Raw genomic sequence first — 11,978 nt, 5'->3', positions numbered from 1 at the left:
TATGGTTTATGCATATCGTGTAATAAATGTGGACAAGTATACAACATTGAAAAAACGCGGCCGTATAAATGATACTTGTATATGATGGGATAGGGGATAACTGTTTTATAGGGAAATCATCAGAGGAAATGAATAGCTACTACTGAATTGAAATTGTACCGTATGTTGATTTTTGTGGAACTTTACAAAACTTTTACAAACAATTAAAACCGAATTAATAGTTTAGCAGTATTCTTATATCTGTAATCCTGTTATTTCCGGTTACTTCTAGGAGGAAGAACACGTGAAATGGATGCGTACACCGATTAAAGTTTTCGTATTATCAATATGGTTCCTCTGTTTTGAAATGTCTACTGCATTTGCTTTAAATGATACGGGAGAAGTGAGAGTTGATGGATCCTCAACGGTTTTTCCTATTATAGAAGCAGTAGCGGAGGAATATACAAAGGTGCATCCAGACGTGAAAATTTCCATCAGTATTTCTGGAACTGGGGGAGGATTTAATCGTTTCAGTAAAGGAGAAGTAGATATAAATAATGCTTCGAGAGTAATGAAACAAGTCGAGAAAAATGAAATGAAGAAAAACTCTATTCAGTTCACACCTTTTGAGGTTGCTAACGACGGTCTTACGATTGTTGTGAATCGCCATAATACATGGGTAGACGATATGTCAGTAGACGAGTTACGACTACTTTGGAGTGAAGATGGAAGAGAGAAGCGATGGTCACAAATTCATTCAACATGGCCACGTGAACAAGTGAAGTTTTATGCACCAGGCGTAGACTCTGGTACGTATGATTATTTTCAAAATGTCATCTTACAAAATCATCGCATTGTAAAAAAAGTCTCTTTGTCTGAAGATGATCAAGTTATTATGCAAGGGGTAATGAATGATAAACATGCCATTGCTTTTGTAGGATATGCTTATTATATGGCTAATCGAGATAAGGTGAAAGCAATAAAAGTAAATGGTGTATTTCCGACGAAAGAGACCATTCAATCAGGTAAGTATAAGCCGTTATCTAGGCCGCTACTTACTTATGTGAATAATGCATCTATCCGAAATAAAATGAATGTAGCAAACTATGTTGAGTTTATGATTCAGCATGTCGGTAACCTCGCTGAAGAGGTCGGATATGTAAAATTAAGAAAAGAAAAATACAATGAACAGCTGCGTATGTTAACAGAAATAAAAGGGTAATGTCAGGGTGGAAAGGGGTTTTCATCTTTGGCTCATAATGACAAAAGTCAAATTACATTTTCTGTACAACATTTGATTGAAAGAAATACAAAACAAAGAAAAAAAACGCAGCGAATCAATCGAATAGTGCCTTTATTACTAAAAATAATTGCTAGTGTTTCTATTGTGACGACACTTGGAATTGTTTTTACGCTCTCTAATGAAACAATCATGTTTTTTCAAAAAATATCATTATACTCCTTTTTAACGGAGAAAGAATGGTTACCATTTTTTGAAGATCCTAAATTCGGTATATTACCACTTATATGTGGAACGTTCCTTGTAACAGCAATTGCTATGTTTGTAGCAATTCCTATCGGTTTAGCGTGTGCCGTATTTTTAAGCGAATATGCTTCAAATAGTGCACGGAAAATATTAAAGCCGATGTTAGAGCTATTAGCAGGTATCCCGACAATTGTATATGGTTTTTTTGCATTAACAGTTGTTACACCGCTTTTACAAAGGATTATACCAGATTTACAGTTTTTTAATGCGATTAGTCCAGGAATCGTTATCGGATTTATGATGATGCCTACAATTGCATCTCTATCTGAAGACGCGATGAGAGCTGTGGCGAAAGGGACGAAAGAAGCTTCATTAGCACTCGGAGCGACGCGGTTTGAAATGGTAAAACAAGTGGTGTTTCCGTCCGCTTTTACAGGGATTATGGCAGCAATTATATTAGCAGCTTCTCGTGCAATTGGTGAAACGATGATCGTTGTAATTGCAGCAGGATCCACACCAAATGTATCGCTTGATCCGACACATTCTATTCAAACGTTAACAGCCTATATTGTGCAAGTAAGTTTAGGTGATGCTCCGCATGGAACGATTACGTATTACAGCATGTATGCTGTAGGCGCAACGTTATTTTTGTTTACCTTTATTATGAACATCATTTCGCAGTCAATTATGCGCCGTTTTAGGAGGATGACATAATATGCGAATGTTGAATCATAAAAAAATACAAAAAAATATGGCATCACGCTTTTTAAAAGATCGAATTTACAAATTGTTATTTTATATAGCAATTTTATTTTCAATCGTAATTTTGTTTTTGTTACTGTTTCAAATTGTTGAAAAAGGTATAAGTTATCTTTCAATAGATTTCTTTACAAATTTCGCTTCACGTAATCCGAAAGAAGCTGGTATTGCTGCAGCTTTGTCAGGGACAATATTATTTATGAGTATTGTTATACCTGTTTCTTTTATATTTGGAGTTGGAACAGCACTTTATTTAGAGCAATATGCGAAGGAATCTCTATTTAAAAAAATAATAGAGATTAATAATCAAACGTTGGCAGGAGTACCGTCCGTTGTATTTGGATTGCTTGGTTTAACTATTTTTGTATATGCTCTTCATTTAGGAGAGAGTATAGTTGCAGCAGCATTGACGATGAGTCTACTCGTTTTACCAACAGTTGTTGTGGCGAGTCAAGAAGCAATTCGATCAGTACCAAGTGTTTTATTAGAGGGTTCTTACGGATTAGGTGCTACGAAGTGGCAAACGATGTATCAAATTGTATTGCCATATGCTTTCCCAGGGATTATAACGGGCTGTACGTTAGCGATATCAAGAGCAATTGGAGAGGCTGCACCACTATTAGTTATTGGGGCACTTGCGTTTGCAAATTATGTTCCATTTAGTATGTTTGATAGATTTACAGTTCTACCAATTCAAATTTTTAATTGGATGAGTAGGCCACAAGAAGAATTTCAGTATGTAGCAGCAGCTGGGATGATTGTTTTGTTAGGTTTGTTGCTATTTATCAATATATTTGTTTTATGGTTACGAAATCGAAAATAAGTTGGAAGTGGATGAAAGGGGAATTCAAATGGTAGCAACAGTAGTAAATGTACAGGTGAAAAACGAAGAGAAAATCGAGACTGCGCCAAAGAAGGTAGTATTTGATACGAAAAACTTAAATTTATGGTACGGGGAAGACCATGCTTTAAAAGATATTAATTTAAGTATTCATGAGAATGAAGTTACAGCCATTATCGGTCCAAGTGGCTGTGGTAAATCAACGTACTTAAAAACATTAAATCGCATGGTAGAGTTAGTACCGATCGTTCGAACTACAGGTGTAATTGAGTATAGAGAACGCAATATATTTGATAAATCATATCCAGTTGAAGAATTAAGAACGCATGTAGGAATGGTGTTCCAAAAGCCAAATCCATTTCCAAAATCTATTTATGAGAATGTAACATACGGTCCAAAAATCCATGGTATTCGTGACAAAAAGACATTAGATGAAATTGTTGAAAAAAGTTTACGTGGAGCAGCGATTTGGGATGAGTTAAAAGATCGTTTGCACGATAATGCATACGGTTTATCTGGTGGACAGCAACAGCGTCTATGCATCGCACGCTGCTTAGCTATTGAGCCAGACGTTATTTTAATGGATGAGCCAACATCGGCATTAGACCCAATTTCAACATTAAAAGTAGAAGAATTAATTCAAGAGCTAAAGAAAGATTTTAGTATTGTTATCGTAACGCATAATATGCAACAAGCAGCGCGTATTTCAGACAAAACAGCTTTCTTCTTAAGCGGGGAAGTTGTGGAGTATACAGATACAAACAAATTATTTACGACTCCTTCAGATAAGCGTACAGAAGATTATATTACAGGTCGCTTTGGTTGATATCGTTTCAAAGCTAAGAGCAAATGCCCTCTTAACAGAGGGCATTTCTTATTTTATCTTACTGTTAATAAAGAAGTAATACTTCTCCTTATCTTAAGTTTTATTACAAGCGTAAGAGGCTATGTAGGAGATTTACCCCGCTATTTGCGGGCAGTAAGACCCCCACCTTAAAATTTAGCGAAAGCAAAGAAGTTAGGGAGGGGATCTTGCTGCCTATCAAATCCCGATTGATGAGGGTTGATTAAAGTTTCACTTTTATATAATGGCACATAATATTGAGGGGGAAGAAAAATGGTAAGAGAACAGTTCCAAGGTGATTTAAAAGCGTTACAGCAAAAGGTGATTGAGCTTGGAGAATTAGCAAATGCGGCTTTATTGATTGCTATGGAAGGTCTGCATACAAGAGATGTAGAGAAAGCGTTAGAGGTCATTGATGGTGATTACCGCATGGATAATTTAGAAGAGGAAATAAACGATCTTGCGCTTATGCTCATTACGAAGCAGCAACCTGTAGCAAGTGACTTAAGAAGGATTTTTATTTCAATTAAAACAGCGACAGATTTAGAGCGCATTGCAGATCATGCTGTTAATATTGCAAAGGCTACAATTCGTCTTGGGGAAAAAGAAGTGGCTGTTAGTTTGCACAACCTAGATGAAATGTTTGCGGTTGCAAATGAGATGTTGCATTTAGCGTTAGAAGCATATGAACAAGAAAATTTAACTTTTGCGAAACAAATTGCTGAAATGGATGATTCCGTTGATGAAATATATGGAAAAGCAATTCGTGAGTTTATATCTTCAGTTCCGGAACAACCAGAAGCAATTACGCAAATTACACAATTATCATTTGTCGCGAGATATATTGAGCGTGTAGCAGATCATATTACAAATATTGCTGAAAATGTCTTTTATTTAGTAAAAGGAAAGCATTATTTATTGAATGAGTAGGAATGAAAGTAGGTGATGAGAAATCACCTGCTTTTTTTAGTCAAAACATGACAAAAAAAGCTCGTTGTTTCCTTTAGTTTATGATGATAAGATGTATCATAATGTAATGGAAAAATTAGTATATATGTTTGTCGTTAATAAGTATTATTTACCAATTTATAGTAAGCGCTTTCTTGTTGTTTGAAATGTACGTTTTTATAGGTTAGAAATTTAATTATATAGTCTTCTAAATGAGGATGTGTTTAACTAATCAAGTTTATGCTGCTAGTTCATGTGGGATAGGGAATATACATATGGTATATGGAGTTACTGAACATTATATAAGTGGAGGCTGAAGTATATGAAGGGGGTTATTTTAGCTGGAGGAAAAGGAAGGCGCCTTAGACCATTAACATGTAATACTCCAAAGCCGATGTTACCATTATTAGAAAAACCAGTTTTAGAATATAATATTGAGTTATTACGCCAGCATGGTATTCGTGAAATTGCAATTACTGTTCAATATATGAGTACGACCATTAAGCAATATTTTGGTGACGGTAGTAAATGGGGAGTTAACTTGTATTATTTTGAAGACTCTCCTCCGCTTGGCACAGCAGGGAGTATTAAACAAGCAGAACAATTTTTAGATGAAACATTTGTTGTGATAAGCGGGGATGCATTAACTGACTTTCAATTATCAGAAGGAATTAGGTTTCATGAACAAAAGAAAAGAATGGTAACAATGTTTGTGAAAGAAGTAGAAAATCCACTCTCATTTGGATTGGTTGTAATGAATAAAGACCAGGAGGTTACACGATATATAGAAAAGCCGGGCTGGAATGAGGTAGTATCTAATGTTGTGAATACAGGCATATATATTATGGAGCCAGAAGTCTTTTCTTACATACCGCCTAGGCAATTTTTTGATTTCAGTCATGATGTGTTTCCGTTATTGGCAAACAAAAATGTGTTATTCGCATATTTGTCAGAAGGTTATTGGTTAGATATCGGCACATTTAATCAATATCGACAAGCACAATTTGATTTGTTAACGAAAAAGTTACAAGTACCTATTCCTTATACAGAAGTATTACCGATGGTATGGATGGGAGAAGGGGTGACGATTGGTAAAGGGACGAAAATTCATGGCCCCTCTTTTATTGGAGAAGGAGCAAAGATTGGTACAGGAGCTGTAATTGAGCCATATTCTATTATTGGGAAAAATAGTATCGTTTCAAATTATTCTCATCTTCAAAAAAGTATTGTTTTTGCAAATGCCCACATTGGGAAGTATTGTGAACTATTAGAAACGACAATAGGAGAGCGTACAATAGTTGAAGATGATGTTACACTGTTTCAAAAAAGTGTTGTAGCGGATCACTGTCACATCGGAAGAAGTACGGTAATTAAGCAAAAAGGAAAACTATGGCCTTATAAGGCGATTGATAGTCATTCGATAGTAGGAGCGGCTGGTATTCAAGAGAGTGAAATGAGTGCAGGGTGGTTACAAAAAAGCCGCATTGTAGGAAGAGGGAATGTTGAAATTACTCCCCAGTTTATCGTGAAGATTGCGATGGCGTATGGTTCTCTTTTTAAAAAAGGAGAAAGTATATTAATTGGAAGTCAAGAAAATATAGAAACAACCTCTTATAAAAATTTATTTTTACATGCTATTCATGGTATAGGGATTCATACGATGGAATGTAAAGAAATGAACGAGTCACTTTTTCAATATAGTGTTCATCATTTGCAATGTGCAGGTGGGGTTTTCATTCAAGTGGAGAATGAGAATGAGATTGTTATAAAGTTGTATGGTCAAGCTGGCATGCCGTTAACGTATAAGCAGCAAAAAGAGATAGAACAAGTATATATGTCCGAATTGTTTTATTACGTGCATGAGAAAGAGATGGGGCGAAATAAGCTGGTTCATGTTTCTATGAATGAGTATATAGAAGTTATATTGGGGCATATTGATATCGAGAAAATACAGATGCAGAAGTTTCATCTTCTTATTAATAAGAGAAATGATACGTTGCAACATTTACTTATGCTCTTTCTGCAAAGACTTGGTTGTACAGTTACATGGATTTATGCAAGCGAACAAAAAGATCATGTGAAAGCTTTGATGAAATCAAGTAAAGCGAATATGGCTCTTATGTTTTCTGAGCAAGGAAATCATTTCGAGTTATACGATAAACATAGTAATATTTACCAAGGTACAGATTTGGAAGAGGTCGATATTCCAGATTTCTTACTCGAATCGACAGGAAATATTTACCCAATGTCTTTGAAGTTAGGAGAATGTTATCTTCTATTTTATACGCAGGATGAAAGAAAGTCGTTTCAAGTAAGGTGGAAGCGAGATATTTTATATCGGATTGGAAAATTATTCGAGCTAATAGCATTGCAAGGAAAAACGTTTCTCAGCATAGTAGAGCAATCACCTCCGCTCTATTTACTTTATGATGAAGTGGTATGTTCATGGAATGAAAAAGGGGAAATTATGAGGAAATTATTGGATGATATAGAAAGGAAGGGAGAAGGTATATTTGAAGGAGTACAGTTCAAATATACTGAAAAAGAGTGGTCTTATATCGTTTCTGACACAAAACAACCAAAATTTTTGGTGTATTCACATGCTAGAAACCCAGTAATAGCAAGGGAAAATATGAAAAATCTTATAGAAAAAATTAGACAATATCAAAAGGTGTAGAATTTTTATTTTAAAAGTGGTATTATAGTATAGTCTGATTTAAGTTATTAGTACTGGAGGGAAATAAGAATGCGTGTGAATATTACTCTAGCATGTACAGAATGCGGAGATCGTAACTATATCTCAAAGAAAAATAAACGTAACAACGCTGAGCGTATCGAGCTTAAAAAGTATTGCAAGCGTGACAAGAAGTCTACGTTACACCGTGAAACAAAGTAAGCAGTAGGAATATTTTCCTACTGTTTCTTTTTTTATTCGATTCCTATGTTAAAAGTGATACACTATCAGCATAGAGTAAAGTGTCACTGTAAGGGGGAGAATGTGTGAAAGCAGAGAAAGTACGTTTACGTAAACAAATAATAGAACACATGAATTCTTTATCAGAAGAACAGTATACAACTTTATCAGAACAGATTGCATTTTCGTTGTATGCGCAAAAAGAGTGGGTTGAAGCTAAAACAATTGGAATTACTCTTTCAATGGAAAATGAAGTGAATACATATCCTATTATCGAAAAAGCTTGGGAAGAAGGAAAGAAAGTTGTAGTTCCTAAGTGTAATAAAGGAACTAGAACGATGTCCTTCCGGCAAATTAATAATTTTGATCAATTAGAAACGGTGTATATGAATTTACGTGAACCGATTCCCGGGCTTACGGAAGAAGTGAATATGGATGAAATTGATCTTCAAATTGTCCCAGGCGTAGCTTATACAGAACGAGGAGAGCGAATTGGGTACGGCGGTGGCTATTATGATCGTTATCTCGTGCATTATAAAGGGAAAACGCTGTCATTAGCGTATGATTTTCAAATGGTAAAACACATTCCAGTAGAGCCATTTGATAAAAACATAGAAAAAATTATTACAGAAAAAGGAACACTGCTTATAAATAAGCTTGTATAGACAAATAAAAATTGACGAGACTTTTTCTTCTTGATTATAATAAAATATGTGAACGTTTTCTTATTATAATTTTTTATAGTAAGTGAGCATAGAGGGTGATGAAATGGTATCTATTTATGATATTCAGCAATTGCTAAAGAAATTTGGTACGATTATTTATACGGGAGATCGAATTGCAGATTTACAATTAATGCAAGATGAATTGCGTGAATTAAATCAATCACAGCTAATCGATCCACAAGACTATCAAACAGCTTTATTTTTATTGAAGCAAGAAATTCAAAAAGAGCTAAATAAGAATTAGATAAAGGTAGGTAAGCAACATGGAAGAGAAATGGTTAGTTGGTGTTGACCTTGGTGGTACAACGATTAAATTAGCATTTATTAATGTATACGGTGAAATTTTACATAAGTGGGAAATCCCTACGAATACAGGTGAGCAAGGAAAACATATTACACTTGATGTTGCGAAAGCAATTGATAAAAAGCTAGAAGAATTAGGCGAATTGAAGAGCAAATTAATTGGTATTGGTATGGGAGCTCCTGGTCCTGTACATGTGGCGTCTGGAATGATTTATGAAGCGGTTAATTTAGGATGGAAAAACTATCCGCTAAAAGATTTATTAGAAGTAGAAACAGGATTACCTGTTGTTATTGATAATGATGCGAACTTAGCAGCGCTTGGTGAAATGTGGAAAGGTGCTGGTGAAGGTGCAAAAGATTTAATCTGTATGACACTTGGTACGGGCGTTGGTGGTGGTGTAATCGCCAATGGTGAGATTGTACACGGCGTGAGTGGTGCTGCTGGTGAGATTGGACATATTACAGTCGTTACAGAAAATGCTTTCCCATGTAATTGCGGGAAGTCTGGTTGCTTAGAAACAGTAGCATCTGCGACAGGTATTGTACGTGTTGCTATGCAAAAAATACAAGAGACTAATAAAGAGAGCGTGTTGCGTTCTATGTTAGCTGAAGAAGGACGTATTACATCAAAAGATGTCTTTGAAGCACTTGGACAAGGTGATGAATTAGCAGGTGAAGTAGTAGAAAAAGTAGCTTCTTATTTAGGATTAGCTGTAGCGAACCTTTCTAGTACATTGAACCCAGAGAAAATTGTTATTGGTGGAGGCGTGTCTAAAGCTGGAGATGCGCTATTAGAACCAATTCAACGCTATTTCGAGCAATACGCTTTCTCACGTGCTGTAAAGAGCACGAAGTTAGCTATTGCAACACTTGGTAATGATGCAGGTGTTATCGGAGGAGCTTGGCTTGTAAAAAAGCACAAATACGAAGCGAAGATGATATAAGTTGTGAAATATGAAAAGAGGAAGGGGGAACCCTTCCTCTTTTTGTGTAAAATCTCGATGAAGAATAAAGTGTAAACGAATTAAGCTGCTGGTGGATACCCGTTATATAGAACAGTCATGATCGTAAACCATCCGAAAACGAGTACAGTTGCAATTGCAAAGCCGCTCGCGAAAAAGTTTTTTTCACGAAGTGTTCTAAGCGTAGCAAATACAGCTAACAGAGTGACAAGTGTAAAAATAATAACAAGGCCCATACAATATCCTCCTCTGTCTACCCATTTCTTATTATGAGTTTTTGGAATATTTACTCTTTTATATTGTACATGTTTTAAAAATGATTGTCGAGATAGCATCCTTTCTTTTCCTCAGAGAAAGAAATGTTGTATCATTAAAAGTAAGTTTTTAATAACTGGAGGAGATTTTTATATGAAATGGATACAAATGCCGTTAGGCCCATTACAAACAAATGCTTATATTTTAATGAACGATCAAAAAGAGTGCATTATCTTTGACCCTGGTCATGAAGGTGAAAAGCTCGTTACATATTTACAAGAAGAACAATTAAAACCATTGGCTGTTTTATTAACACATGCTCACTTTGATCATATCGGTGCTGTTGATGCCGTAAGAGACGCTTTTTATATTCCTGTGTACGTACATAAAGAAGAAGCAGATTGGTTAGGAGATGCAACTGTAAACGGCTCTCAAATTTTTATGATGAACCGCAGTATTACAGCAAAACCAGCGGATCATATTATTGATGCAGAAGGTACATTAACAATTGGATCATTTAATTTTGAAGTTTTTGAGACACCAGGACATTCTCCAGGAAGTATTTCTTATTATAGTAAAGAAGCGAATGCTGTATTCTCAGGAGATGTATTGTTCCAAATGAGCATTGGAAGAACAGATTTGCCTGGTGGAAGTTTTGCTGAATTAATTGGAAGTATTGAAGAGAAATTATTTGTATTACCAGATGAAACAGCGGTGTTATGTGGACATGGTCCAGAAACAAGCATTGGCTTTGAAAAAGAAAATAATCCGTTTTTACAATAAGGAGTTATTATGGGAATGGAGCTCATTTTAAGAGAATGGATGGGGAAAGAAAAGGATTATTCAATTTCATATAGTACGTATATGAACCTTGTATTGTATACGGAGGGTCATGGATATTATATGAAAGAACGTGAAAAGATTGGAAGACAAGGGGATTTTTTTACAAGTAGCAATGTATCCTCTGTTTTTGCAAAAACTTTTGCTAAACTTTTTATTCGTCTTGTTGAAAATGGTGAAGTTGCTTCGAATATTTGTGAGGTTGGTGGGGGAACAGGGAAGTTTGCCTATGATGTTTTACAAGAATGGAAGCAATTATCTCCAAACACCTTTATTAATTTAAACTATTCAATGATTGAAGTGAGCCCTTTTCATAGGAAATTACAGCAGGAGCAACTTGGCTCATTTTCTAATGTATCGTACTATACCTCCTATAGTGAAATGGGAGATTCTTTCGAGGGAATTCTTTTTTCGAATGAGTTGTTTGATGCATTTCCTGTTGAAGTAATTGAGAAAAGAAATGGTATATTGTATGAAGTACGTATTACATATACAGAGGAAGGAAACCTTTCAGAAGTATGTAGGCCGTTAAATAAAAGAATTGGTCGCTATTTATTGAAATATAATATTTATATTGCTGAAGGGCAACGTTTTGAAGTACCAATTGTTATGGAGGAGTATATAAAAGAAATTTCGAAATGGTTTCAAAAAGGTATATGTATTACAGTTGATTACGGATACACAAAAGAAGAATGGATGCATCCAGCACACCGCGAAGGAAGTTTGCGAGGATATTATCAGCATAAGCTAATGCGTAACCCACTAGCGCATCCAGGTGAAATGGATCTTACTACTCATGTTCATTGGGACGAGCTAAAGGAGATCTTTAGTATGCAAGGAATGAGTGCAGTATGGCATAAGAAACAATCTGAGTTCTTGTTAGCTGCAGGGATATTAGAACAGCTTACGAGCCATCAAGATACGAATCCTTTTTCTGAAACGCAAAAACAAAATCGAGCAGTTCGTTCTATGATTTTAAATGGAGGAGTAGGGAGTTCGTTTGATGTTGTTATACATACAAAAGATATGCAACATTTACATTTGGATCAGTATGTAACAATATAAAAAACAAGACACAGTATATACTGTGTCTTGTTTTTTAATACGACTTATGTAGTATTA

At 35.4% G+C, this 11,978-nt stretch carries 13 protein-coding genes; 12 read left to right on the top strand and 1 reads right to left on the bottom strand.

Annotated features, from left to right (window positions below; translation table 11 throughout):
• The first annotated feature begins 283 nt into the window (after window positions 1-283).
• The 10 genes from C3Y97_RS21610 to glcK all read left to right on the top strand — a co-directional run bounded on the left by C3Y97_RS21610 (window position 284) and on the right by glcK (window position 9,743).
• Window positions 284-1,201, top strand: a complete 918-nt coding sequence (locus C3Y97_RS21610; RefSeq protein WP_000871829.1) for a PstS family phosphate ABC transporter substrate-binding protein — start codon at window positions 284-286, stop codon at window positions 1,199-1,201.
• Window positions 1,202-1,228: 27 nt separating this feature from the next.
• Window positions 1,229-2,179: a phosphate ABC transporter permease subunit PstC gene (gene pstC / locus C3Y97_RS21605; RefSeq protein ID WP_000940918.1), complete on the top strand. Its 951-nt coding sequence runs from the start codon at window positions 1,229-1,231 to the stop codon at window positions 2,177-2,179.
• 1 nt (window position 2,180) lies between these two features.
• Entirely contained in the window at window positions 2,181-3,047 is an 867-nt protein-coding gene (pstA, locus tag C3Y97_RS21600; RefSeq protein ID WP_001242557.1) for a phosphate ABC transporter permease PstA, read from the top strand.
• Window positions 3,048-3,075: 28 nt separating this feature from the next.
• A complete protein-coding gene (pstB, locus tag C3Y97_RS21595; protein ID WP_000226686.1) occupies window positions 3,076-3,891 on the top strand; it encodes a phosphate ABC transporter ATP-binding protein in 816 nt (271 codons plus the stop codon).
• A 291-nt stretch (window positions 3,892-4,182) separates the two neighbouring features.
• Entirely contained in the window at window positions 4,183-4,839 is a 657-nt protein-coding gene (phoU, locus tag C3Y97_RS21590) for a phosphate signaling complex protein PhoU (RefSeq protein WP_000251240.1), read from the top strand.
• Between the two features lie 340 nt (window positions 4,840-5,179).
• On the top strand, window positions 5,180-7,534 hold the full coding sequence (locus tag C3Y97_RS21580; protein WP_000679342.1) for a sugar phosphate nucleotidyltransferase: 2,355 nt from the start codon (window positions 5,180-5,182) through the stop codon (window positions 7,532-7,534).
• A 69-nt stretch (window positions 7,535-7,603) separates the two neighbouring features.
• Window positions 7,604-7,753 carry a 50S ribosomal protein L33 gene (gene rpmG, locus C3Y97_RS21575; protein ID WP_001265616.1) on the top strand — a complete coding sequence of 50 codons (150 nt, stop codon included), beginning with the start codon at window positions 7,604-7,606 and terminating at the stop codon, window positions 7,751-7,753.
• 104 nt (window positions 7,754-7,857) lie between these two features.
• Window positions 7,858-8,436, top strand: a complete 579-nt coding sequence (locus C3Y97_RS21570) for a 5-formyltetrahydrofolate cyclo-ligase (RefSeq protein WP_000642750.1) — start codon at window positions 7,858-7,860, stop codon at window positions 8,434-8,436.
• Window positions 8,437-8,539: 103 nt separating this feature from the next.
• Window positions 8,540-8,740, top strand: coding sequence for a YqgQ family protein (locus C3Y97_RS21565; protein WP_000253699.1), 201 nt, complete (start codon window positions 8,540-8,542; stop codon window positions 8,738-8,740).
• A gap of 19 nt (window positions 8,741-8,759) precedes the next feature.
• On the top strand, window positions 8,760-9,743 hold the full coding sequence (glcK, locus tag C3Y97_RS21560) for a glucokinase (RefSeq protein ID WP_000391704.1): 984 nt from the start codon (window positions 8,760-8,762) through the stop codon (window positions 9,741-9,743).
• An 80-nt stretch (window positions 9,744-9,823) separates the two neighbouring features.
• Here glcK and C3Y97_RS21555 read toward each other — a convergent pair whose 3' ends face one another.
• Window positions 9,824-9,997 carry a DUF2759 domain-containing protein gene (locus C3Y97_RS21555; protein ID WP_000524852.1) on the bottom strand — a complete coding sequence of 58 codons (174 nt, stop codon included), beginning with the start codon at window positions 9,995-9,997 and terminating at the stop codon, window positions 9,824-9,826.
• 172 nt (window positions 9,998-10,169) lie between these two features.
• Here C3Y97_RS21555 and C3Y97_RS21550 point away from each other — a divergent pair, with 172 nt between their 5' ends.
• Together C3Y97_RS21550 and C3Y97_RS21545 are read left to right on the top strand one after the other, a co-directional pair.
• Window positions 10,170-10,799, top strand: a complete 630-nt coding sequence (locus C3Y97_RS21550) for an MBL fold metallo-hydrolase (RefSeq protein WP_000871231.1) — start codon at window positions 10,170-10,172, stop codon at window positions 10,797-10,799.
• 9 nt (window positions 10,800-10,808) lie between these two features.
• The gene (locus C3Y97_RS21545) at window positions 10,809-11,921 is read left to right on the top strand and encodes a class I SAM-dependent methyltransferase (RefSeq protein WP_000525154.1); all 1,113 of its coding nucleotides are present in this window, start codon (window positions 10,809-10,811) and stop codon (window positions 11,919-11,921) included.
• Window positions 11,922-11,978 lie beyond the last annotated feature (57 nt).

Source organism: Bacillus sp. DU-106, assembly GCF_004799705.1.
GTDB lineage: Bacteria > Bacillota > Bacilli > Bacillales > Bacillaceae_G > Bacillus_A > Bacillus_A cereus.
The sequence above is the reverse complement of the archived record's forward strand: the minus strand, read 5'-3'. Positions and strand labels throughout refer to the sequence as shown.